This window comes from Kitasatospora sp. NPDC059795, assembly GCF_042732175.1.
Taxonomy (GTDB): domain Bacteria; phylum Actinomycetota; class Actinomycetes; order Streptomycetales; family Streptomycetaceae; genus Kitasatospora.
The window spans coordinates 1-24566 of record NZ_JBHWID010000026.1; the positions used below are offsets into that span (position 1 = coordinate 1).

General features: G+C 72.6%; 11 protein-coding genes and 1 riboswitch. Of the genes, 4 read left to right on the forward strand and 7 right to left on the reverse strand.

All coding sequences use genetic code 11. The features are described from left to right. The first annotated feature begins 110 nt into the window (after positions 1 to 110). The gene (locus tag ACFV4P_RS33030) at positions 111 to 1277 is read left to right on the forward strand and encodes an SbcC/MukB-like Walker B domain-containing protein (RefSeq protein ID WP_380477185.1); all 1167 of its coding nucleotides are present in this window, start codon (positions 111 to 113) and stop codon (positions 1275 to 1277) included. A 133-nt stretch (positions 1278 to 1410) separates the two neighbouring features. Further along, the gene (locus ACFV4P_RS33035; protein WP_380477186.1) at positions 1411 to 2583 is read left to right on the forward strand and encodes a Wadjet anti-phage system protein JetD domain-containing protein; all 1173 of its coding nucleotides are present in this window, start codon (positions 1411 to 1413) and stop codon (positions 2581 to 2583) included. A 1275-nt stretch (positions 2584 to 3858) separates the two neighbouring features. Here the strand turns inward: ACFV4P_RS33035 and ACFV4P_RS33040 are convergent. The 7 genes from ACFV4P_RS33040 to ACFV4P_RS33070 form a co-directional block, all read right to left on the reverse strand. Continuing rightward, positions 3859 to 11433, reverse strand: coding sequence for a MupA/Atu3671 family FMN-dependent luciferase-like monooxygenase (locus ACFV4P_RS33040; protein ID WP_380477226.1), 7575 nt, complete (start codon positions 11431 to 11433; stop codon positions 3859 to 3861). 62 nt (positions 11434 to 11495) lie between these two features. Then, positions 11496 to 14795, reverse strand: a complete 3300-nt coding sequence (locus ACFV4P_RS33045) for a type I polyketide synthase (protein WP_380477187.1) — start codon at positions 14793 to 14795, stop codon at positions 11496 to 11498. After that, a complete protein-coding gene (locus ACFV4P_RS33050; protein WP_380477188.1) occupies positions 14792 to 16075 on the reverse strand; it encodes an MFS transporter in 1284 nt (427 codons plus the stop codon). Before ACFV4P_RS33050 ends, ACFV4P_RS33045 begins: the two co-directional genes overlap by 4 nt. A gap of 174 nt (positions 16076 to 16249) precedes the next feature. Then, positions 16250 to 17968, reverse strand: a complete 1719-nt coding sequence (locus tag ACFV4P_RS33055) for a putative Ig domain-containing protein (protein ID WP_380477189.1) — start codon at positions 17966 to 17968, stop codon at positions 16250 to 16252. A gap of 229 nt (positions 17969 to 18197) precedes the next feature. Next, positions 18198 to 18626: an acyl-CoA thioesterase gene (locus ACFV4P_RS33060; RefSeq protein WP_073808696.1), complete on the reverse strand. Its 429-nt coding sequence runs from the start codon at positions 18624 to 18626 to the stop codon at positions 18198 to 18200. 46 nt (positions 18627 to 18672) lie between these two features. Next, a riboswitch (cobalamin riboswitch) is annotated at positions 18673 to 18891 on the reverse strand. A 55-nt stretch (positions 18892 to 18946) separates the two neighbouring features. Further along, positions 18947 to 19273, reverse strand: coding sequence for a sulfurtransferase TusA family protein (locus ACFV4P_RS33065; RefSeq protein ID WP_380477190.1), 327 nt, complete (start codon positions 19271 to 19273; stop codon positions 18947 to 18949). Further along, positions 19270 to 20604 (reverse strand): MFS transporter, encoded by a 1335-nt coding sequence (locus tag ACFV4P_RS33070; protein WP_380477227.1) that lies wholly within the window; start codon positions 20602 to 20604, stop codon positions 19270 to 19272. The genes ACFV4P_RS33065 and ACFV4P_RS33070 overlap by 4 nt, the downstream gene beginning before the upstream one ends. A 199-nt stretch (positions 20605 to 20803) precedes the next feature. On the opposite strand from ACFV4P_RS33070, the gene ACFV4P_RS33075 reads away from it, so the two are divergent. Next, positions 20804 to 22675: a flavin monoamine oxidase family protein gene (locus tag ACFV4P_RS33075; protein ID WP_380477191.1), complete on the forward strand. Its 1872-nt coding sequence runs from the start codon at positions 20804 to 20806 to the stop codon at positions 22673 to 22675. Between the two features lie 264 nt (positions 22676 to 22939). Next, complete coding sequence (locus ACFV4P_RS33080) at positions 22940 to 24565, forward strand: translation initiation factor 2 (RefSeq protein ID WP_380477192.1); 1626 nt, start codon at positions 22940 to 22942, stop codon at positions 24563 to 24565. The last annotated feature ends 1 nt before the right edge of the window (position 24566 follow it).

The following is a 24566-nucleotide window of genomic DNA, read 5'->3' on the forward strand; positions in this document are numbered from 1 at the left end:
CTTCACCACGAAACAGTAGCCAACCGAACGCCCGCCACCGGCCGTCCCGCCCCAGCCTCACCCCGAACCGGACATCAACTCACGAACCGCCCTCTGAGGACCGCGCGCGCATGCTGCTCCCCGCTCTCGCCGACGAACCGTGTGATGCGAGCGCGCTCAACCAGTCCCGGGACGAGGTCGACCAGGCCAAGCAGTCACTCGAACGGGAACTGGCGGGGCAGGACTGGACTGTCCGCAGCAACAATGACGACCGGCTGATCAGCGTCCGGCTGCTTCACAACGGACGAAGCCACACCATCACCGGGGCGCTGGCGATCGTCGAGGCCGAGGTCCGTGAGCGCAACCGACTGCTCGACGAGAGCGAGCACGACCTGTTCACCGAAGTGCTGCTCGGCCAGGTCGGTGAACACCTGCGCAAGCGCCGAGCGGGAGCCAAAGCCCTGATCACGGAGATGAACCGGCTCCTCAGCAGCCGTCGTACGGCCTCGGGGCAGAGCATGAGGCTGGTGTGGGAACCGGACCCGGCGAAGGGCCGTGAGACCCGTGAGGCGCTGGAGACCCTGGACCGGCAGGCCAGCCGCTACCTACCCGAAGGCGCTCGTGAACACCTGATCACCTTCCTCGGCGAGCAGGTCACCAGGGCTCGCACAACAGAAGGCGGGACCGACTGGAAGGTCCACCTGCGATCGGCCCTCGACTACCGCACCTGGAGCCGCATTCGTGTCCAGTACAAGCCGGGGCCCCAGCAGAAATGGATCGACATCGACGCGGGTATGCACGGCAAGGGCTCGGGCGGGGAGAAGGCCGTGATGCTGCAGCTGCCACTGTTCGTTGCTGCTGCGGCCCACTACGCCAGCGCCGCTCCCACGGCCCCCCGCCCCGTGTACCTGGACGAGGCGTTCGCCGGCATCGACGCCGAGATGCGCGGCGAGTGCATGGGACTGCTAGTGGAACTCGACCTGGACTTCGTCATGGCAAGCCACGACGAATGGGGCTTCTACCGGGAGGTGCCGGGAGTGGCGACCTACCAGCTCTTCCGTGACCCCGAGATCGAAGGTGTCCTCACCACCCCTGTCATCTGGGACGGCGCCGAGCGTCACGTCATGATCGACCCGGCACTGACGGGCGGCGCCGGACTGGACTTCGGGGACGATGACCTGCTCCCGGACGAGGACTACGACGACGTTCCGGAAGCTGAAGACGACGATCTCTTCGAGGAGGACGACCACCTCCCCTCTACAGTGGGCGACGAGTTCGACACCCCTGAACCAGAGTGAGATGAGCCGGCACATCACCCTTCACCCTGACCTCGAGCAGTGGGTCGCAACCCCGGGTGGAACGATCTTCTGCGCCAGGACGCGAGAGCGCGTCGCGAACCGGGGACGGTTGGACCGGCTCATGCCCCTGAGCATGTCCGGCCGCGAGCGGGCTGACCTGGTTGACCTCTTCGGGATAGAGGCCGTCACCGACCGCGGTGTCCACCTCGGACTCGCCGACGCAGCTCTACGGCACAGCCGCCACCAGCTGTCGCTGCGGATGCTGCTGATCGGGGCCGCAGGGCCGCTGCTGACCAAACGAGGGCAGGCCCGCTACCGGGCGATCGTCAAACGCGAGTGCGTGACCAACCAGCGTGCAGCGGTCCTGGCTGCCATGCACGCTGTACCTGAACTCGCCCCCGAGTACACACTGCTCGCAGCTCTTCCAGATGACAGCCTTTGGCTTGCCCCGGCGGGATCCCGCGCCGGCACACACAACTGGAACACCTACTCCGCCGCGATCCGGGCGGCCGCGCAGTGGCACCTTGGCATGAGCCGCAACTGGAGGTTCGGCGAGCGCGAACTCGCCTCACGCGCACTCGGCGGGAGCAAACGCTGGAGCGACGCGTCCAAGAACGCCTTCGCGAACCTGATCGGCGTGCCCTTCAGCCAAGCCGTCTACACCACTGACACCGGCCTGAGAATGACCGGCCCCGCAGCCTGGCACCGGCAGCGTCTGGTGGCCGACCTCTCCGTGGCCGAGCCGTTCATCGAATTGCCGGGCCGCGCTGCCGCGGAACACGGACACCTGGACCTCCAAGCCCGCGGCGTTCTTCTCATCGAGAACCAGGAAACGTTCGAAGCCGTCGCTTCGCGCACCACGGTACCCACAGAATGGCTGTGCATCTGGACCGGAGGATTCGCCTCGGACGCGCTCGCTCTCTTCCTCCTCCGCCGAGTCCCGAGCAGCCTGCCCCTCGCAGCTTGGGGCGACCTCGACCCGCCCGGCGTCGACATCATCCTCAACCTCGCGCACAAAAGCGAAAGAGTGATCCAACCCGTCGGGATGGACGTCGATCTGTACCAGCGCGGATGCAAGCTCGAAGAGGAACCGGAACAGCTCGAACGCTGGCGAGCCGCTGCCGAGCTGAACAGTCGTACTGTACCGCCCCATTTCGGGGAACTTCTCACTGCGATCGCTGGCGACGGCGGTCGCCGGTGCGAACAGGAAGGTCTCCACGAGTTCGTGCTGCCGAGCCTCCATCAGCGACTGAACGACCTGGCGGCCAACTGGGAAGACCGCCACTTTGGACTCGCGCTGTCCTAAATGACAGCAACCGCTTGGAAATCCCTAAGGACGGCCAGTTGCGAATGCAACTCTGGCTGAACACTCCGGGCAGAGGTTCGCAGGTGACTGGGGCTCGGCAGGTGACTTGCTCGCTGCGGCATGTGCCGCAAATCGGGTGTCTTGGGGACGGGCACGGCTTTCGTCGCGAGCACTTCGGCCGGCTTAAGCGGCGGCACAGTCTCGCCCCCGGTGTGACAGGACCGCGGCTGAGTGCCTCACCGGGCTCCACCTCGTGGCCACCGCATCATGCGGTCGACGACGTAGAGCCCAACGAAGCAGCCGAAGCTACTCAAGGGCGATCGGGCCATCAGGAATCCACCCTTCGACGTACCCCTCGATCAGCAATCCGATATCGGGAAGCCAGCTGTCCGCCGCGAGCAGCGCCGCCTCCCGACAGGACACCCAGGTCGGCGCCACACTCCGGCGAGCACGACCGCACATGCCGTCGCCTCTGACGTGCGCCAGCAGGATCAAGGTCTACCCCAAGCGACACGTCGCTTTGCCCTCTTCAGCAGCTTGCACGGGCGCGGCCGGCCGATCACTTTCGCCCAGCGGACCTGACGGTAACGCGTCACAGCGAAAACCAGCCACCCACCGGCGGTCTGGTACGACTCCCCGCACCTGCTTGCGCCGGAGAGGGGGTGCCAGAGACTTCAACATGGACCGCCTCAGGCGAAAGAAACGCAACCTCGTGCCAGGAGTTGAAGACGATCACGACCACGTGACGTCTCAATCCTCCGACTCGCCTGCCTCGGAACTGCTGCTACCCGACCACCGGCAAGACCTCTTTCCAGTCCGGCACCACACCCGACCTACGCGCGCAGGCACCGCAGCGGCATCGGAGGGATTCAGCAAGTAGGCCCCTTCCACATGGAGGCCGTTCTCATCCTGGCAAACGGCCCGCTTACGGGCCATATTTGACATCGGCGGGTCCGCTCGCCCAACCACTCAGCCCCACTGAGCAACGGAACGAACCCTGCGGGCCCCCTCGCAAATGACTCTCGCGCCACGGGGCCCTCGGCGCAGTGCATCGTCCGTCGAACCAGATAGTTCAGTAGGTGAAGCATATGGGGAGTGATCTTGACCGCCCCGGGGGGCCAACTCTCAGGCGACGGCATACCCGCAGGTCAGCGGATCTCGTGAACGACCCACCAACGAAAGACCCCAGGTTCTCCTGGGGTCTTTTGCGTTTCCGGTGCGCTTCCGGGGTTGAGCGGCATCCCCCGATGGGGGATGCCGCTGCGGGTGTGGGTGTCAGGGGGTGGTGGTCAGGGCTTGGGTGACGAGGGTGTCGAGGAGGGTGGTGTAGCGGGTGGTCCAGGAGGCGATGGTTTCGGCGTCCCAGAGGTCGGTGGTGTATTCGAGGTAGCAGGCGAAGGCGTCGCCGGCGGGGACGATGCCGAGGTTGAACTCGCCGCGGGCGGCGGGGATGGTGAGGTCCTCGACCTGGACGGTGAGGCCGGGCAGGTCGATGTCGGTTTCCAGGGAGTTCTGGTACTGGAAGCCGTGGGCGAGCCGGTCGGGGACGTGGGGGTAGCCGCGTTCGCGGAGCCGGGGTCCGAACTGGGACAGCGGCATCAGGTGTTCCAGGGCCTCGCCCGCGGCGCGGGCGGTTTCGCGGACCTGGTCGGCGAACGGCCCGGTGGCGTCGGTGCGCAGCCGCAGCAGCATCGAGGAGACGGTGCAGGCGAGCAGTGTCTCCTCCTCGCGGCGGGCGCGGTTGGCGTACGCGACCGGGACGAGGTGGTCCGCACGGCCGTTGAGGGTGCCCATGAACCGGCCGAGGGCGGTGACCGTGACGGCGAACGGGGTGGTGCCGAGGCGCTTGGCCAGTTCCTCGATGCGTCCCCGGACCTCGGACGGCACCGCGAACTGGGCCACCTGTCCCAGGCCGCTGAGCGTCTCGGGGCGCGGCCGGTCCAGCGGGAGGTCGTGGGTGAACGGCGGCGCGTCCTTCAACTGCCGTTCCCAGTAGGCGTAGTCCTCCTCCCGGTCGGCCTGGCTGCGGACCTGCTCGGACCGGGCGTAGGCAGTCTGCTGGGTCGCCGCCGGCAGGCCGTGCGGTTCGCCGGTCAGAGCAGCCCGGTACAGCGCCGCGAAGTCCTTGAGCAGGACGCTGACGCCCCAGCCGTCGCACATCGAGTGGTGCATGACGAAGACCAGTGCCCAGGTCTCCTCGCCGGTGCGCACCAGCCGGATCGCCGGCTGGACGCCCGCCTCGAGGTCGAACGGGTGCCTGGCCGCCTCGGTGCTGATCCGCGACAGCTCCGCCTCGCGTTCGCTCTCCGTCAGACCGCGCAGGTCCGCGACGGGCGGCTGCACAGCGACGGCGGGCAGCACGTCCTGCCACCAGTCCTCGGGTCGCTCGCCGCGGACGCACCGGGTGCGCAGCGACTCGTGGCGCTCCATCAGGCCGGTGAGGGCGGTGTGCAGCGCGGGGACGTCCAGCGGGCCGGTGATGAGGAGGCGCAGCGCGACGTTGAACACCTCGGGGATGGGGAGCTTGCCGATGCGGTCCGCGAAGCGTGCCTGCGTGATGGTGAGCGGCGGGCGGTCGGATGCGACGGATGCGACGGGTGCGACGGGTGCGACGGCCGCGGGTGTCTCGGGGGCGGAGCCGCCGCCCGAGGCGTCGATGAAGGCGGCCGTCGCGGCCGGGGTCGGCTGCTGGAAGAGCCGGGTCACGGGGACGTCCACGCCGAGCGCCTCGCGGACCCGGTTCACCACGCGGATCGCGGTGATCGAGTGTCCGCCCAGGTCGAAGAACGACGACTGCGGGTCGATCGTCTCCGCGGCGATGCCGAGTTCGGCCGCCCACAGCTCACGCACCCGGTCCAGGGTCCGCGACGGGTGCGGGGTCGGTGCGGACGCCGGTGCGGGCACCGGTGCGGCCGCGGGGGCCGGTTGCGGGGCGGGTGCGGTCGGGACGGTGATGTCCGGGTCGGGCAGGGCGGAGCGGTCCAGCTTGCCGATGCCGTTGAGCGGCAGGGCCGGCAGGACTGCCCAGCTGCGCGGCACCAGGTACTCGGGCACCCGGCGTCCGAGCGCGCCGGCGGCGAGGATCGCGAAGGCGGTCCGCTGCGCGGCGGCTGTCGCGTCGTCGCCCGTGAGCGGTTCGGCGGGGACGAGGTAGCCGACCAGGTAGGCGTCCCCGTGTGCGTCGCGGCGGGCGACGACGGCGGCGTCCTGCACGCCCCACACCTGGCGGAGCTGTTCGGTGGCCTCGCCCGGTTCGACGCGGAAGCCGCGGACCTTCACCTGGTCGTCGGCGCGCCCGCAGAACTCCAGCGTGCCGGTGGCGGGGTTGCGCCGCACCAGGTCGCCGGTGCGGTACGTGAGTGCGCCCGGGCCGCCGTGGGGGTCGGGCCGGAACCGGGCGGCGGTCTCGTCCGGCCGGTCCAGGTAGCCCTGTGCGACGCCGGCGCCGGCGATGTACAGCTCGCCGGGCGTGCCGTCGGGCACCGGGTTGCCGTCGGCGTCCACCAGTCGTACCCGGGCGTTGTCGACGGGCAGGCCGATCGGGATCGGGCCGGTCTCGGCGCCCCTGGGTGCGACGGTGTGCGCCGCGCACAGGACGGTGGCCTCGGTCGGGCCGTACACGTTGGTGACCCGGTAGGCCGCCGAGGCGTGCGGCCGCACCCTCAGCACGTCGCCGCCGACGGCCAGGTGACGCAGCGGCGGCTGGCGCCGCTCGTCCAGGGCCATCAGCGCCTCGCCGAAGGCCGTGGTGAGGAAGGAGAACGTGATGCCGTGCACGGCGTACCAACGGGCCAGCGCCAGCGGGTCCTTGCGGGTCTCGTCGTCGGCGACGACGAGCGTGCCGCCCGCCGTCAGCGTCGGCCAGATCTCCATCAGCGAGCCGTCGAAGGCGACGCTGGACAGCAGGGCCGTGCGGTCCTCGGCGGTGGTCGCGAAGTACTGGTGGTGCCATTCGCAGAACGCCACGAGGTTGCGGTGCGGGACGGCGACTCCCTTGGGGCGTCCGGTCGTTCCGGACGTGTGCAGGGCGTAGCAGAGCGCGGCGGGCGTCGCCGTGGCGTCGGCCTCGGTGAGTGCGGGGGCGCTGCCGGGGTCGTTGACGTCGAGGACGGTGACGTCGGCGGGCAGGTCGAGAACGGCCGCCGCGTCGCCGGTGGTGAGCAGCAGCGGCGAGGCGCAGTCGGCCAGCACGGACGCGGCGCGGGCGAGCCCGAGGGCCGGGTCGAGCGGCGCGTAGCCGTGGCCGGCCTTGAGGACGGCGAGCATCGCCACGATCAGCTCGGGCGATCGGTCCAGCCAGATCGGGACCGGGCGGTGCGGGCCGGGGGCCGGCGGGCCGAGCCGGTGTCGGAGGACGGCGGCGAGTTGGGACGCGCGGCGCTCCAACTCCCCGTACGTCAGGACGGTTTCGCCGTCGACGACGGCCGGGCGCCCCGGGTGGCGGGCGGCCTGCCGGGCGACCCAGGCGTGCAGGGTCGTCGCGGGCACCTCGCGCGCCGGGCCGCAGAGCCAGCCGTCCGCCGTCGGCGCGGTGCTCGCGTCTCGGACCGGCGCGAGCCGGGACAGCGGCGTCGTGGGGTCGGCCACGGCCTGCCGCAGGAGGCCGGCGAAGGTCGTGAACCAGCCGTCGATCGTGGCGGGGTCGAACAGGTCGGTGTTGTACTCCAGGTGGCAGCGGATGCCCTCGGCCGCGCCGCCGTCGGTGAAGTACACGCACAGGTCGGTCAGGGACTTGTCGGGCCCGGCGTCCAGGGAGGAGGCCCGCACGCCCGGCAGGTCGAGGCGGAACGGCTCGCCCCGCTCGAACTCGGCGAGCACCTGGAACACCGGTGTGCGGTCGGTGGCGCGGCTCGGCGCGAGCTCGCGCACGACGGACTCGAACGGGACGTCGGCGTGGTCGTAGGCGTCCAGCGCGGTGCGCCGGACCCGGTCGAGGAGGGTGCCGAAGTCGGGGTCGCCGGACAGGTCGACGCGCAGCGCCAGGGTGTTGACGAAGAAGCCGACCAGGTCCTCGGAGCCCTCGGGGCGGTCGGAGATCGGCGTGCCGATCACCACGTCCTGGCCGCCGGTGAGGCGGTGCAGCAGCGCCGCGTAGCCCGCGATCAGCGTCATGAACAGGGTCGCGCGTCGGCCGCGGCTCAACGCCCTCAGGCCGTCGGAGAGTTCGGTGGGCAGGGTGCGGAAGGTGGCCCGGCCGTTGGACGTCATCACCGGCGGGCGGGGCCGGTCGGTGGGCAGGCCGAGCACCGGCAGGTCGCCGCCGAGGGTCTCCCGCCAGTACGCGAGGTCCGCCGAGGCCTCGGGGCTGCCGGCTGCGGCGCGCTGTGCGCGGGCGTGGTCGGCGTACGACCGGGCGAGGACCGGCAGTTCGCCGTCCGCGACGGTCCGGCCGGCCGTCTCGGCCCGGTAGAAGGCGGAGAGCTCGCGGGTCATGACGGACGCCGACGCGGCGTCCACCACGATGTGGTGGAGCGACAGCACCAGGACGTGGCGCTGCTCGCCGAGCTTCACCAGCCGGGTGACGAACAGCGGGCCCTCGGCCAGGTCGAACAGGCGGGCGCTCTCCGTGTCCAGCACGTCCTGGACGGCGGCGTGCGGGTCGGCGTCGGCCGGGGTCGACGCCGAGCGGTCGATCAGCTCGAAGTCCGGCTCGTGCGGCGGCAGGACGATCTGGACGGGCTCGCCCGAGCCGTCCGTGTGCTCGCGGAAGACGGTGCGCAGACTCTCGTGGCGGGCCACCAGCGCGCGCACGGCGGACCGCAGCGCGGGGACGTCCAGCGGGCCGTCCAGCAGGAGGGCCTTGGACTCGTTGTAGGCGGTGCGGCCCGGCATGATCCGCTCCTCCATCCAGATCCGCTGCTGGCCGAAGGAGAGCGGGTGCTGCTGCGCGACGGGCTCCGGGGCGGACCGGTGTGCGGGCTCCGGCGTGGCCGGGCGTGCGGGTTCCGGGGCGGCCCGGTGTGCGGGCTCCGGCGTGGCCGGGCGTGCGGGTTCCGGGGCGGCCCGGCGTACGGGCTCCGGCGTGGCGGTCCTGGCGTAGGTACGGCGCAGCGAGTCGAGGTGGGGCAGGCCGGCCCGCAGGGTCGGCTCCGGGACGCCGAAGTCCACCAGGGCGACGATCTCGTCCACGCCGGCCGCCCGGACGGCGTCCACCACGGGGGCGACGGTCTCGGGGGTGCCGATCAGCGCCCGGTCGTCGCAGTACCGGCGGTAGGCGCGGGCGAACAGCACGTCCTGGTCGTCCTGGCTCAGTGTCGACAGGTCGACCTTTCCGTACCCGAGGCTGTTGGTGACCCCGCCGAACAGCGAGAGCGAGGCCCGCATGTACCGGGAGAGCGGATCGAACGCCGCCTCGCGGGCCCGGTCGTGGTCGCTGTCGAGCAGGGTGTGCAGCAGGATGGCGATCCGTCCGGCGGCCGGGTCGAGGCCGTGGGCGGCGCGGGTGCGGCGGTACAGGGCGATGTTGTCGCGCAGCTGCTCGACGGTCTGCGACATCAGGTTGGTGACGATGCCCAGGTCGTGGCGGGCGGCCAGCTCGTAGGAGGCCGGGTTGCCGACGACCGCCGTGAACATCGGCGGCATGTCCTGGACCGGCCGTGGGAACAGCCGGATCTCGGTCTCGCTGCCGTCCCCGCCGGTGCGCTTGAGGGCCTCGCCGCGCCACAGCGCCCGGACGTCGGCGAGCTGCTCGAACATCGCCTCCTTGTGGCGGGCGAACCGCTCCGGGAAGAACACGAAGTCGTTGGCGTTCCAGCCGGTCGCGCAGCCGATGCCGACCCGTCCGCCGGAGAGGTTGTCCACCATCGACCACTCCTCGGCGACCCGGATCGGGTCGTGGAGCGCCAGGACGACCGAGCCCGCGTTGATGCGGATGCTCTGCGTCTCCCGGGCGAGGGCCGCGCCGAGCACGGCGGGGTTGGGGAACAGGCCGCCGAAGGAGTGGAAGTGCCGTTCGGGCATCCAGAGGGAGTGGAAGCCGTGGGTGTCGGCGAACCGGGCGGTCTCCAGGATGGTGGCGTACTTGTCCAGGCGGGGGGCTTCCTCCTGGGGGTAGTCGCCGAAGAAGTAGATGCTGAAGTCGGGGCCGGACGTGCGGGGCGGGACGGCCGGCGGGGACGGGGTGGCGGCTGCGGCCGGGGCCGGGGAGGCAGGGGCTGCGGCCGGGGCGCGGTCGCGCGGCGGCGCGGAGAGGGGCATCGCGCCGACCGGGGCCGGGGCGGCGGCCGGGGCTGCGGCGGGGACGGCTGCGGGGACGGCGGCCGGGACGGCTGCGGGGACGGCGGCCGGCTTGGGCGCCGGGGCCAGGAGGCGGGCCCCGGGGAAGAACCCGGCGTCGCGCAGCTCGCGCAGCGAACCCTGGACGGCGTCCGTGACGACGGCGAGGTCCTCGTCCGTGTGCGCGGTGGACAGGAAGAAGTTCCGCCACTCCCAGACGAACACCCCGCGCAGCAGCAGGTGGTGGTAGAGCAGTTCCATGTCGGCGCGGTGCTCGAAGCGGAACATCGAGCCGAAGTGGGCCAGCCGCAGCGGGAATTCCTCGGCCTCGAAGAAGCCGTTGAGGTCGGCGGCGAGCCGGTCCATCCGACCGTTGAGGCGCTGCTGGAGCGACGGGCCCTGCGCCTTGAGGTGGGTCAGGACGGCGCGGGCGGCCACCATCGACACCGGGTGCTGGATGTAGGTGCCGCCGAAGAAGGTCGTCTCGCCGGGCGGGTAGCTGGCGTCGCCGTAGTTCCAGTAGCCGCCGTCGACGCCGTCCATGATGTCGGCCCGTCCGGCGATGGCGCCGATCGGGAAGCCGCCGCCGAGCAGCTTGCCGTAGGTGGCGAGGTCCGGCGTGACGCCGTACAGCTCCTGCGCGCCGCGCAGCGCCGGGCGGAAGCCGGTCAGCATCTCGTCGAACATCAGCACGATGCCGTGGCGCTGGGTCAGGGCGCGCAACTCCCGTACGAACTCGACCGGTTGGAGGGACGGGTGGCGGCTCTGCACGGGCTCGATGATGCAGGCGGCGATGGACTGCGCCTGCTCCTCGATGACCCGCAGCGAGGCCGGGTCGCCGTAGTCGAGGACGATCAGGTCGGCGACCGCGCTGTCCGGGATGCCGATCGACACCGGCGCGGTGGCGCGTTCCTCGTTCTTCCCGGCCGCCCGGCCGAGGACGTTGTCCGCGTGGCCGTGGTACGAGCCGTGGAAGGTCACGATCTTCCGGCGCCCGGTGGCGGCGCGGGCGAGCCGGATGGCCGCCGAGTTGGCCTCCGTCCCGGAGTTGGCGAACGCCACCCGCTCCATGCCGGTGATCTCGGCGAGCAGTTCGGCCGCCTCGCCGGTCTCGGCGTTGCGCGGGCCCAACTGCACGCCGCGCGACAGGTGTTCGCGCACGGTCTCGCGGACGAACGGCGGCTCGTGGCCGAACATCAGCACGCCGAAGCCCATGGTGATGTCGGTGTAGCTGTTGCCGTCGATGTCGGTGATCGAGACGCCGGACGCGCCGCGCGCCGCGATCGGGTACAGCATCTCCTTGGTGCTGGAGCGGAAGCCGACCACGGCCCGGCTGTCGGCCAGCACGCGGCGGTGGCGCCGGGCCAGCTCCTTCGACGTCGGGGTCTTCGCGGTGTAGCGGCGGACGAGCTCGTCCAGGTGGCGCTTGCGGCTCTCCGGGCCGGTGCCGCTGACCATGCCGGAGCCGCGGTCGACCGCCACTCGGGGGCCGTGCATCTTCGGTGCGGCACCGGACGCCACCGGGGCACCGGACGGCGCAGGAGCTGCGGGATCGGCCCCGGTCTCGGCCGCCGGGGTCGTCGCCCGGACTGCACCGCTCAGCTGCTCGGCGATCCGTCGCGACAGCTCCGCCATCGCGGCGAGGTCGCTGTCGGCGGCGGCGGTGACGGGCGCGGGCCCGCCCTGCTGCTGCGTGCTCACCGGCCACCGGCCGCGGTCGACGGGCCGGCGGGCAGCGCGGCGAGCTGGCGGGTCACCAGTTCGGCGAGCTGGGTCATCATCTGCAGCTGGATCTGGGTGAGTTGCTGGATCTGGCGGGCCAGGTCCTCGAACTCCTGGCGCGTCGCGTAGCCCGGGGCGGCGGCGGCCGGGACCACCGGGGCGAGGGGCGCGGGCACCTGGACCTGGACGGGAGCCGGAGCCGGAGCAGGCGTCGGGACGGGAGCGGGCGCCGGTGCGACCGGGGCAGGCGCGACAGGCGCGGCGGTGGCCCCCGGGATCCGGCTCACGATCAGCTCGGCCAGCAGGCGCGGCGTGCCGGCCTCCTCGAACAGTTCGCGCATGGCGACCTTGACCTGGTGCTCCTGTTCGACCAGCCGCAGCATGTGGATCAGTTGCAGGGAGTCGGCGCCGAGGTCGAAGAACGAGGTGTCGTCGGTCACCGCCCCCGGCTCCGCGCCGAGGTGGTTGACCGTCACCTCGACGATGTGACGGCGTACGTCGTCGGCGGTGACCGTGCCCGTGTTGCTCAGTTCCACTGCGTCCTCGTCTTCCGTTGGTTCACCGAATGTGCTGATCGACGGTTCGGGGCCCGTCCAGTAGTGCCGGCGCTGGAAGCGGTAGGCGGGCAGCGGGGTGCGGCCGCCGCGGGTGCCTTCCAGCAGGTGGTGCCAGTCCACGGGCGCGCCTGCGCAGTGCAGGGCGGCGGCCGCGGACCACAGGGGTTCGATGCCCGCGCCGCGCCGCATGGCGGAGGCCACGGTGGCGGCGGGCAGGGCGCGCTTGGCGAGGCCGCCGAGCGTGTGGTGCGGGCCGAGGTCCAGGAGCACGGGCGCGCCGTCCGCCTGTGCTCCGAGCGTCGCGAGCACGGCGTCGAAGCGGACCGCTTCCCGGGTGTGCCGCAGGAAGTAGTCCGGGTCCGGCACCCAGCCCGCGGGGCGGACGTCGCCGTCGAGGCCGCTCACGAACGGGACGGTCAGCGGCCGGAAGGCGATGCTCTCCAGTACCGTGCGGAAGGCGTCGAGGGCCGGTTCGGTCAGCGCGGTGTGGAAGGCGCGGTCGACCGGGAGCCACTCGCCGGGGATGCCGCGTTCGGCGAGCAGCGCGACCAGTTTCTCGGCGGCCTCGACCGGACCGCCCAGCACGTGGGACTGTGCGCCGTTGGCGACGGCCAGCTCCAACCCGGGTATTTCGTGGGCGAGTTGCTCGGCGGTGGTGCGGTCGGCGGCGACGGCGACCATGGCGCCGGGCGGGCAGGCCTGCATGAGCCGGCCGCGTTCGGCGGTGAGCCGCAGCCCGTCCTCGACGGTGAGGGCGCCGGCGGCTGCGAGGGCCGCGTACTCGCCGGCGCTGTGTCCGGCGACGATCGCGGGCCGCACCCCGGCGTGCTCCCACATGCGGGTGAGGGCGACCTGGAGGGCGAACAGCGCGGGCTGCGCGGTGGCGGTCGGCCAGGTCTGGCTGCCGTCGGCTTCGGCGCCGGCCCGGAACGCGTCCAGCAGCGGCGCGCCGTAGGTGCGGCGGTACTGCGCCTCGCAGGTGTCGAGGACGTCCGTCACGGCCCGGAACCTGCGGTCGAAGGGGGCGGCCATGCCGTGCGAGGGGCTGCCCTGGCCGGCGAACAGGAAGCCGACCGGGGTGGCGCCCTCGCGGGGGGCGAGGCCGGTCCACACCGGGCCGCGCCCGCCGGCGGTGGGGGCGGTGCCGGCCAGCCAGCGGTCGAGGGCGTCGGCGAGCGCCGCCGGGCCGTCGCCGCGTACGGCGAGCCGGTGCCGTCCGTGGGTGCGGCCGAGGGCGGTGGTGGTGACCAGGTCGGGCATGGAGGTGTCGGGGCGGCGGCGCAGGTGGGTGCGGAAGGCGCGGGCGTTGGCGGTGAGCGCCTCCGGGTCGCGTCCGGAGAGCAGCAGCACGCCGGGGGTGGGGTGGGCGTCGTCCTGCGGCGCGGGGGTCGCGGGCGGCGGTTCCTCCAGCAGCACGTGGACGTTGGTGCCGCCGACGCCCAGCGAGGTGACGCCGGCCCGGCGCGGTCGGCCGTCCTGCGGCCACGGCCGGGCCTCGCGGGGGATGTAGAAGGGGCTGGTGACGAGGTCGATGCCCGGGTTGGGGTGCTGGAAGTTGGCCATCGGCGGGATCACCCCGTGGCGGACGGCGAGCATCGCCTTGATCAGGCCGACCAGGCCCGACGCCACGTCCAGGTGGCCGATGTTGGCCTTGGTCGAGCCGATCGCGCAGTACCCGGTGCGGTCGGTGTCGGCGCGGAACGCGGCGGTGGCGCCGTCGAACTCGATCGGGTCGCCCTTGAGCGTGCCGGTGCCGTGCGTCTCCAGCAGGCCGATCTCGTCCGCGCTGATCCCGGACGTCTCCAACGCCCTTCGGATCGCGGCCTGTTGGCCGGCTGCGCTGGGCGCGCTGAAGGTGTGCTTGGCGGCGCCGTCGTTGCCGACGCCCCAGCCGCTGATCACGCCGTGGACGGTGTCCCGGTCGGCGAGGGCGCGTTCCAGCGGCTTGAGGACGACCGCCACCACGCCGTTGCCGCCGACCGTGCCGTCGGCGGCCCCGTCGAACGCCCGCACCCGGCCGGTCTTCGACAGGATCGAGCCCTTGACGTACTGGTAGCCCAGCACCTGCGGCGTGTGGATGGCCGCGGCCCCGACGAGCGCGAGGTCGGTCTCGCCGGACAGCAGCGCCTGTGCGGCGGTCTGCACGGCGAGGAGTGAACTGGAGCACCCCGTCTGGATGTTGAAGGACGGGCCGGTCAGGTCCAGCCGGAAGGAGGCGCGGGTGGCGGTGAAGTCGGCGTAGTTGCCGATCAGCACCTGCAGGCGCGAGAGCCAGTCGTCGGCGGGCGAGCCGTGGAGCACGTTGTTGAGCAGGTAGGTCTGAAGCGAGTACAGCTCGTACCCGGTGCTGGCGTAGACGCCGATGCGGGTGCCGGGGCGCTCCTGCGGATAGCCGGCGTTCTCCAGTGCGTGGTACGCGACTTCGAGGAACAGGCGGTGCTGCGGATCGGTGTAGGTTGCTTCTCGGCCGCTCATCCCGAAGAACGAGGCGTCGAATTGCGAGATGTCGCCGTCGAGGACGGCGCTCGCGCCCACGAAATCCGGTGCCCGGTACTTCTCGGCCGGGATTCCGGCGGCGTCGAGCTCTTCTTCGGTGAAATGCCGGATGCGGTCCTCGCCGTCGCGAATCACCCGCCAGAAGGCGTCGGTGGTGTTGGCGCCGGGGAGGCGTAAGGCGACGCCGATGACGGCGATCCGGCGGTCGGTGGGAGTGGTCATGTCCGTCCTCCTTCGGATGCGGGAACGCGGTCGTCCGCTGCTTCCGGTTCGGGCGCCGCCGGCGGCGCGGCCCGTCCGGCCACCGCGCCGCGCACCAGCAGGAGCAGGAATCCGAGGCAGAGCGGGATCGCGAGCCCGTGGAAGGCGCCCACCACCTGCAACGGCGAGAACTCCTCCAGCAGCGCGCCGCTGAGGATCATGCCGAGGCCGAAGCCCAGGTTCTCCACCGACGCGGACAGGCCGAACAGCCGGGCCCGTTGCGCGTCCGGGACGGCCTGGAGCCGCGAGACGTACGCGACTTCGGTCAGTCCGTCCGCCATGCCGGCCACCAGGGCGGCGACGACCGCGAGGACGGTCGGCAGTCCGCTGAAGACCAGGATGAACGCGGCCGACATCACGCAGGCGCCCAGCGCGAAGACCCGCTCCCCCGGGCTGCGGCCGGTGCGGGAGGTCCAGCGGGACAGGATCTGCTGCATGGCGATGTTGCCGATCGCCCAGGTCGCCCAGAACTGGCTGATGAACGCCGCCGGGTGGGCGTGGTCGAGCGCGTCGGAGTAGATCGGCAGCGCCACGTTGTGGGACGAGGAGCCCAGGCCGTCGACCGCCCGGACCAGGACCATCACGGCCACCACGGGCATCGAGCGCAGCAGCATCAGCGTCGCCCACCGCCCGCCGCCGCCCGGCTCCGCCTTCGCGGCGCCTGCCGGGACGTCCTTCTCCCGCGCGGCCTCGGTGCGGATCGGCAGCGACAGCAGCACGCTCGCCGAGACGAGGAACGACAGCGCGTCGAAGGCGAACGCCCAGCGGTAGCCGAGCTGGGCGACGATGACGCTCGCGGAGCCGAACCCGGCCACCATCGCCAGCGAACGCCCGGTCGCCAGAAGGCTGTTGGCCCTGGTCCGCAGTTCCGCCCCGACGATCTCGGGCACCGCGCTGCGCAGCGCCACCCCGGAGACGGTCGAACAGGCCCCGGCGATCACCGCGAGCCCGAACAGCAGCGCCACCCGGGCGCCCGAGGGCGCCAGCAGCAGCAGGACCAACGCGGTCGCCTGGGTGAGGTCCGCCCCCACCATGAGCCGCTTGCGCGGAATCCGCGACGCGAGCGCACCCGCGAGGACTCCGGACGCCACACTCGTCAGCAGCCGCACCGCCATGTACAGACCGGCCGTCAGGGCACTGCCCGTCAGGTGGTACACGAAGACGTTGAGGGCGACCATATTGAGATAACTGCCGTACGCAGAAACGGCGTTGCCCGCAACGAGCAGGCGGAAACGTTTCACTTCAGCCCTCCCCCGAACAAGTGGCATGGACGCGCCTGGCCACAGTCGCCGCAGTCTAGAAAGGTGAAGATCCTCATGGCAAGACCTTCACAAAGCAGGTCGATCCCGTCGCCGACGTGATCGAACGACGGAACCCCGGGCCGGGTGGGGCCGGCCCGGGGTGGGAAGGGAGTGTCAGGAGATGTTGAGGGTGATGTCGTCGAGGACGAAGGAGGTCTGCTTGGTGTAGTCCTCTGCGCCGGTGAACTTGAGGGTGACGCTCTGACCGGCGTAGGCGGCGAGGTTGAAGGTGCGCTGCTGGTAGCCGGCGGCGGCGTTGGTGTTGTTGTAGGTGGCGAGGGTGGTGCCGTTGGCGGTGACGGTGAGGGTGTCGAAGACGGTGGTGGTGGAGGAGGCGCTGTCGATGTGGAGCCAGAAGCTCAGGTTGTAGGCGGAGCAGCCGGCGGGCAGGGTGACGGTCTGGGCGAGGGCGTCGGTGTTGGTGGCGCCGTACCCGTCGAGCCAGGCGTCGTAGCTGCCGGAGTGCGCGGGCTCACTGGAGCTGGAGTTGATGGTGGAGCTGCCGCCGCTGTTGGTCTCGGTCCAGCCGGAGGTGCTGCCGGTCTCGAAGCCCGGGTTGGTGATCAGCTGGGCGGCGGTGCAGGTGGTGCCGCCGCTCGCGGCGACCGTCCAGGTGAAGGCGGCGGTTGCGGAGGGGCCGGTGGAGTCCGTCGCGGTGACGGTGACCGTGCCGGTGCCGGCGGTGGTCGGGGTGCCGCTGATCAGACCGGTCGAGGGGTTGACGGTGAGGCCGACGGGCAGGCCGGTGGCCGACCAGGCGAGGGTGCCGCCGGCGGTGTCGGTGGCGGCGAGCTGGAGGCTGGTCGCGGTGCCGACGGTGGCGGTGCGGGCCCCCGGGTCGGTGACGGTGACCGAGCCGGTGTTGCCGGTGGAGCCGCCCTGGGCGAGCCACGCGGTGGCGTTGAGGGCGAGCGCGGCGTCGGTGCCGGCCGGGTCGTTCCAGCCGTTGTACAGGGTGTTGCCGGGCTGGCCGGTGCCGTCGTCGATCGGCGAGGAGTCGCCCCAGATCGCCACCCGGCCCTTGCCGAAGGTGGAGGTGACGAACGCGGCGCCGGTGTTGCCGCTGTAACCGGTGCGGTAGAGCAGGCCCTTGACGTTGGGGTTGTCGGCGGGCTTGAGGGTGAAGGTGGTGCCGTTGCGGATGATCGAGCCGGTGACGGTGCCGAACGGCCCGTTGAGCACCGGGTCGCCGGCGGAGGTGATCGCCCGCGGGTTGTCGGTGGTGATGTTCAGCAGGTCGACGGAGAACCCGAACGGGTCGGTGTTGTTGACGCCGTTGCTGGTCAGCAGGTCGTTGATGATCGCCGGGGAGTCCCAGCCGTCGTTGTTTCGGTCGCTCTGGGTGTGGTCGGAGATCAGGAAGAGGCCGCCGCCGTTCTGGACGAACGTCATGACGGCGGTCTTCTCGGCGGCGCTGAGCCGGATGTTGGGCTCGGGGATCACGAACTCGTCGAAGTTGGCGAGGTCGAGCGCGCCGCCCGTGCCGTAGGTGATGGTGTTGCCGGCGGGCAGCGTCTTGAGGCTGTAGTTTCCGGTCTTCTGCAGGGCCACGCCCCAGGCGGAGAGGGCGCCGGTCCAGCTGGTCTCGCCGGTCGGGTTGGCGTTCTGCGCCAGCGGGTCGGGCTGGCTGGTGGAGATGATCCAGTCGGCGTTGCCCGCGGTCTCCGCCTTGGTGTTGTCGAACAGAACTCGCTTGGGGGTGGCGGCGGCCGCGGCGGCGCTCTTGGGGGTGGCCGCGGTGGCGTGCTGCGGGACGGCGCTCGCGCCGGCGGCGGCCACCAGTGCGGCGGCGGCGAGGGCCAGCGGGCGGGCGGCCTTCCACGTTCTGATCATCTGTCAATCTCCTCGAACCACAGGGACCATGGGGTGCGCTACGCGCGTAGGCGGGCACACGCTGCCATGGTGGGGTAAGCGGAGCTTGAACGGAACATGTCGATCGCGCGCCGTCCACAATGGGCGGATTTGCGCAGACGTGAGAGTGATCACGTAGCGCCGACGGCAGAAAGCAGGCCCGGAACGCCAGGTGGGACGGCGTTCCGGGCCCGGACGGGCTGACGGCGCGTCAGGCGGCCAGCAGCGCCGGGACGGTCCGCGGCCGGCTCTCCGCGTCGATGGCGACGAAGGTGAGCCGGCCGGTGGCGACCCGGGTGACCGGGCCGGTGGCGTTCCAGCGTTCCGCGGTGACGGTGACGTGGACGGTCATCGACGTGCGGCCGGCCCGTTCGAGCTCGGCGTGCGCGGTGAGCAGGTCGCCGGCCCGGACCGGGGCCAGGAAGGTCATGCCGTCCACGGCGGCGGTGACGGCCGGGCCCTCGGCGTGCCGGGCGGCGGACGCGGCGGCGGCGTCGTCGATGAGCTTCATCACCACGCCGCCGTGGATGGTGCCGTAGAGGTTGGTGTCGTGTTCGCTCATGATGTGGGCGAGCGTGACCTGGGACGCCTGCGCGGGCTTTGCGGCGGCCGCCTCGGGTACGACGGTCTGGTCTGCCACGGGAACTCTCCTTCGCGAGTCGCGGCTCGGACGATCCGCGGCGCCGGTGGGCTCCGCGGGCGGCGGCAGGTCTTCGGACTCGCGGGCATCTCCCGTGGAGGGCCTGTCTACTGGCCGTCGCTTCCCGGGCCGATCGGGCCCAGTGCGTGTGACGGCGGTCGTTCCCGCTCACCGCTGCGAGGCAGTCCTGGACTCGCACCAGGTTCCCTCTTGCGACGCTCCCGCCGTTGATCGGACGGGGCGAACCGCTGCCCGACCAGCCTATCTCCCCGTTCGAGGTGCTCCGCCCTTGGGTCTGAAGGCAGACGCCGGGACCTGCCCTACGGCTGTGCCGGTCGGCGCCAGGGGGCGTCGGGGGCGGTCGGGGCGGGGTCGGCGGCGGTGCGCAGCGCGTAGGTGTCCTCGTCCACGGGCCCCAGGTAGTGGTGGCCGGTGAAGTGGCACCAGGCGGGGAGGTCGAGCGGGGCGGCGGGGTCGGTGGCGCGGACGTGCACGAGGGTGCCGGCGGGGGCGTCGGCGATGGCGGCGCGCAGGCGCAGCAGCAGGGTGACGCAGAGCAGGCCGCGTCCGTCGAAGGCCAGTGCCGTGGCAGGCAGCCTTTGTCGCGACGGGGTGGAGGTTGCCTGCGGCGGCACGTGGTAGGTCATCGTCGGCTCCGGACGGCTGCGGTGGCGATGGCGGGCAGGGTGAGCAGGGCGAGCAGGCCGCCGCCGAAGGCGAGGACGGAGTAGCCGGAGAGGTCGACGACGGCGCCGGAGGCGAGGCCGCCGGTGGCGCCGGAGAGCGAGACGGCGACGTCCACGCTGCCCTGGGTCTTGGCGCGGGTGGCGAGCGGGACGCCGTCGGTGAGGATGGCGGTGCCGGAGACCAGGCCGAAGTTCCAGCCGAGGCCGAGCAGCACGAGGGCGAGCGCGAGCAGCGGGACGGAGTGCGCGGGGGCGAGGGCGGCGAGCAGTCCGGCGGCGACCAGGGTGAGGCAGGCGGCGGCGCCGACGGCGAGCGGGCCGTGCCGGTCGACGAGGCGTCCGGTGAGCGGGGAGGGCAGGTACATCGCGGCGACGTGCAGGGCGATGACCAGTCCGGAGGCGGCGGTGCCCCGGCCGGCGTCGTGCATGTGGACGGGCGTCATGGTCATCACGCCGACCATGACCAGCTGGGTGACCACCATGACCTGGGCGCCGAGCAGAACGCGGTTGCGCACCACGGCAGTTGACGCGTCGGCCGGCCGGTCCGCAGGCTCGGCGGCGGAGGCTGCGGCGGGTGCCGCGGCGGCGGGCTCGGCGGCGGGGGCCGCGGCGGCGGGGGCCGCGGCGGCGGGGGCCGCGGCGGCGCGGGCGACCAGCATCGGGTCGGGGTGCAGCCGGGTGGCGAGGACGAGGGCGGCGGCGGTGTAGGCGAGGCCGGCCAGCAGGAACGGCCCGGCGAGGCGTGGCAGGTGCAGGGCGTGGGCGACGGCACCGGTGGGGGCGGCCAGGTTGGGGCCGAGGACGCCGCCGAGGGTGGTGGCGACGAGCACGGTGGAGATCGCGCGGGCGCGGTGCCCGGGGGCGGCGAGGTCGGCGCCGGCGTAGCGGGCCTGGAGGTTGGTGGCGCTGCCGGCGCCGTAGACGAACAGCGCGAGGAAGAGCAGCACGGGACTGTCGAGGGCGGCGGCGACGATGACGCCGACGCTGCCGACAGCGCCGGTGGCGTAGCCGGCGGTGAGTCCGGGGCGGCGGCCGCGGGCGGCGGATATCCGGCTGACCATGATCGCGGCGAGGGCGCTGCCGGCGGTGAACAGGGCGCTGGGCAGTCCGGCGAGCGCGGTGCTGCCGAGCATGTCCTTGGCGAGGACGGCGCCGACGGTGATGCCGGCGGCGAGCCCGGCGCCGCTGAGGATCTGGGCGGTGACCAGGGTGCGCAGGATGTGCCGTTGGACGGCGGGGTCGGCGGCGAGTTCGGCGGCGAGTTCGGCGGGCGGTGGTGCGGTGGTGCTGATCCTGGTCCTCACGGCTCTCCCCTGTTCTCCAAGTTTTCGTGGAATACCCTATCGATCGCTTACCGAGCGACCGCCGGGCGCACGAATGCGGGCGGGGAGCGCCGGATGAATGCGGCGAGCGCCCCCCGTGCGGGTGAGAGAGGAGGCGCGGTGCCCCGAGTGCCCGTTCTGCCGGGCGGGCCGCTGGGACGCTGGGGCGATGATCTCTCGACGCGGACTTCTCTTTGCCTCCGGCGGCGTGGTGACGGCCGCCGCCCTGACCGGCCCCGGGGCCGGCGCCTCGCTCGCGGCGGGCGCGACGCCGCAGGACGACCCGGCCCGGCGGGAGGCAGCGCTGATCATGGCGCGCCGCATCCTGCTGACGGACGCCGACCACAACGACCTGACACTCGACTACCTGAAGCTGCTCACCGGCCGTACCCGCCTCAAGCCGACCGACACCCGGGACGTCGTGGTGGTCGGCGCGGGCGTCTCCGGCATGGTGTGCGCCCGGCTGCTGCAGGCGGCGGGCCACCGGGTGCGGGTGCTGGAGGCGAACCGCAGCCGGGTGGGCGGCCGGGTGAAGACCTTCCGCGGCGAGGTGTGGCAGGACGGGCGGCTGCACGCGGAGGCCGGCGCGATGCGCATCCCGTCCAGCCACCTGCTGACCCTCGCGCTCGCCGACCACCTGAAGGTGCCGCGCCGCCCGTTCGACCTGGTGGACCTCCCGCCGGTGCCGGACCAGGTGTCCAACGACTCCAAGGTGACGTACAAGTCCTGGACGGGCGAGGAGTTCAGCAGCGGCGAGGCCCCGGTGTACGTCGCGCCGAAGGGCCTCGGCAGCCGCTTCGTGCACGTCAACGGGCAGACCGTCAGCAAGGGCGCGTACAGCGCCGATCCGGGCCCGATCAACAAGAGCTTCGGCTGGAACAGCAACCAGACCACCGCGGCCGCCTTCGACAAGGCCCTCGACACCGCCCGCGCCTACACCATGGTGAAGAACCCCGACGGCACCTGGACCGACAAGCCGATCGCCGAACGCGTCGAGGGCATGGCCAACCTGCTGTACGACATGGACGGCTACTCACTGCTGCGCTACCTCCAGGAGGGCGAGGGCTGGAGCGACGCCCAGATCCAGGCCGTCGGCACACTGGAGAACCTGACCAGCCGACTGTCCTACGGTTTCCTGCACTCGGTGTTCGACGCCGGCGACATCAACCCCTCCGTCACCTACTTCGAGTTCAACGCGGGCACCGACGCGCTGACCGAGGCCCTCGCCAAGGACCTGCACATCGAGCGCGGCCAGGTCGTCACCCGCGTCGCCACCGACGACAGCGGCGTGACGCTGACCGCCGAACCGGAGACCGGCCCGGAGGACGAGGCCTGCGACGGCGCGATCGGCGGCAAGGCCACCGAGTACCGGGCCGACATGGTGGTGCTGGCGGTGCCGTTCGCGGCGCTGCGGCACGTCGACTTCGCGCCGCTGCTCCCCTACGGCAAGCGCCGGGCGATCAACGAGCTCAAGCACGACACCGCGCACAAGGTGCTGCTGGAGTTCACCGAACGCTGGTGGGAGTGGGACGAGAACACCTGGAAGGACAAGCTCGGCACCGACTACCGGCCCGCCCCGCACGGCGACGCGGTGGCGGCGGTCGGCGGCGGCTGCGTCTCCGACGAGGCCAGCCGGTTCGTCTACTTCCCCTCCCACCCCAGTGACGGCGGCGCGCCCGGCGGCGTGGTGCTGGCCGCCTACAACTGGGCGGAGGACGCGCTGCGCTTCGACTCCCTCACCCCCGCCGACCGGCACACCGAGGCGCTGGAGCACCTGACCGAGCTGTACGGCGAGCGGATCCGGCGCTACGTCACCGACCGGCACGTGTCGCAGTCCTGGCTGCGCAACCGCTGGGCACTGGGCGAGGCCGTCATCGAGACGCCCGGGCAGCTGCTCAGCCTCGGCCCGCACGTGGCGACGCCGGTGGCAGGGCGGCTGTTCTTCGCCGGCGACCACTGCCAGCCGCGCTACCACGCGTGGATCTCCGGCGCGATCGCCTCCGGCACGGAGGCCGCGGTGCAGTTGGTCGACGCGATCTGACGGCGCACGCCCGCCGCCCAGCACGCCCGCCGCCCGGCCCGGGCGGCGGGCGTTCCCGTGCCCGGGGCTGCGGGGGCGTGGTTGAGCGGCCGTCAGTAGGTCTGGGATGCGGTCGGTCGGCCGTCGCCGGGCCTCTCGCGGCCTGGTGAGCGGCCGTCAGCAGGAACCTCGGGGCGTGGCAGACCGGCCGTCGCGGGCCCGGGCCGGGGTCGAGCGGCCGTGTCCCGGCGGCCGGTGCGGCGGGGGCCCCGATAGCATCGGCGCATGCGCGACACCGGCGGGGACCAGCAGCGCTCGGTGCTGCTGGCGTTCCGCTCGGCGGTGGCGCTGCACCGGCTGCTGGACGTGCTGCCGGTCTTCGAGGGCGACGGCCGGATCTCCCGCTGGTTCACCCTCGTGCCGGGCTCCCGTTTCGACCTGGAGGCGCTGGCCGCGCTGGACCGTTCCGGCGCCCGGGTGATCGACTTCGAGCAGGCCACCGGCCGGCCGTTCGACCTGATTCTGACGACCAGTCCGAAGGGCGCGCTGGCCAGTCTCTCGGGCCGGGCCCGGGCGCTGCTGCCGCACGGTGCGGGCTTCAACAAGGCGCTGCACGAGGAGGGTTCGCCCGAACTGCCGTCGGGGCTCGACCCGGCGTTCCTGCTCTCCGACGGCGCGCCGTGGGCCGACCTGCACGGCCTCGGGCACGCCGAACAGGTGTCCCGGCTGGCCGAGTTCTGCCCGCCGGCGGCGACCCGTGCGGTCGTGGTGGGCGATCCGACGCTGGACCGGATGCTGGAGTCCGGCCCGCGTCGCGAGGCGTACCGCTCCGCGCTGGACCTCGGCGACCGGACCCTGCTGGCGGTGCTGTCCACCTGGGGTCCGGAGAGCCTGCTCACCCAACGGCCGGGCCTGCCGGGCGAATTGGTGCTCGGCCTGCCGGTGGACGGGTACCGGGTGGCGCTGCTGGTGCACCCCAACGAGGTGGGCGGGCGCAGCCGCCTGGACCTCGCCGAGCAGTTCCGGCCCGAGCTGCGGGCCGGGCTGCTGCTGCCCTCCCCGCACCAGGACTGGGCGGCGGTCCTGGTCGCCGCCGACGCGGTGATCACCGACCATGGTTCGACCGCGCTGTACGCGGCGGCGCTGGGCCGTCCGGTGCTGAACGCCTACGACGGCGGCCGGGAGTTGATCGCGGGCACCCCGATGGCTCGGCTGCTGGCCGCCGCGCCGCGCTTCACCGGCCCGGAGAGCGTCCGCGACGTGTCCGCGCTGGCCCCGGCCGACGCCGCCGACGCCTTCGACCGGCCCGGGGAGGCGCTGGCGCTGCTGCGCGCCGAGCTGTACCGGCTGCTGGAGCTGACGCCCCCTCGACCGGCGGTGCCGACCGAGCCACTGCCCGTGCCGTCGGTGCCCCGGTCGGCGGCGCCGGCGCTCGCGGTGCGCGCGGAGGTGGCGGGCGGCCGGGTGCGGGTGGAGCGTTTCCCGGCGGCGACCGAGCGGCCGATCCACCACCTGTCCGCCGAGCATCCGGCGGCCTCGCTGGCGCAGGTGCGCAGCGCCGCCGTGCTGTGGCGGCGTCCCGGCTCCGGCCGGTGGACGGTGGCGGGGTGGACGGCGCACGTGCTGGCCGAGCTGCCGTCCTGTCTGACGGCCGCGGCGGTGCTGTCGGCCGACCGCTGCGTGCTGCGGCACCGGCAGCGCGGCCTGCTCGCCGTGCAGCTCGCGCCGGACCGGACGGGCGGCCGGGTGCACCGGGTCGATCCGACGGCCGCCGTGTCCGCCGTGCACGCCTGGCTGGGCACCCGGCCGGCGGCCGAGTGGCCCGTTCAACTCGACTGCGCGCTGGGCCCGTTCACGGCCCGTCTGACCGTTCGTCCGGCCCGCGCCGAGGAGCTCGACGCGGAGCTGTGAG

Excerpts from the sequence above, each read along its gene's own strand:
- ACFV4P_RS33045 (WP_380477187.1), bottom strand. The coding sequence starts at position 14,795 with ATGACCACTCCCACCGACCGCCGGATCGCCGTCATCGGCGTCGCCTTA.
- ACFV4P_RS33035 (WP_380477186.1), top strand. The coding sequence starts at position 1,411 with ATGTCCGGCCGCGAGCGGGCTGACCTGGTTGACCTCTTCGGGATAGAG.
- ACFV4P_RS33065 (WP_380477190.1), bottom strand. The coding sequence starts at position 19,273 with ATGACCTACCACGTGCCGCCGCAGGCAACCTCCACCCCGTCGCGACAA.
- ACFV4P_RS33030 (WP_380477185.1), top strand. The coding sequence starts at position 111 with ATGCTGCTCCCCGCTCTCGCCGACGAACCGTGTGATGCGAGCGCGCTC.
- ACFV4P_RS33080 (WP_380477192.1), top strand. The coding sequence starts at position 22,940 with ATGCGCGACACCGGCGGGGACCAGCAGCGCTCGGTGCTGCTGGCGTTC.
- ACFV4P_RS33075 (WP_380477191.1), top strand. The coding sequence starts at position 20,804 with ATGATCTCTCGACGCGGACTTCTCTTTGCCTCCGGCGGCGTGGTGACG.
- ACFV4P_RS33055 (WP_380477189.1), bottom strand. The coding sequence starts at position 17,968 with ATGATCAGAACGTGGAAGGCCGCCCGCCCGCTGGCCCTCGCCGCCGCC.
- ACFV4P_RS33040 (WP_380477226.1), bottom strand. The coding sequence starts at position 11,433 with ATGGCGGAGCTGTCGCGACGGATCGCCGAGCAGCTGAGCGGTGCAGTC.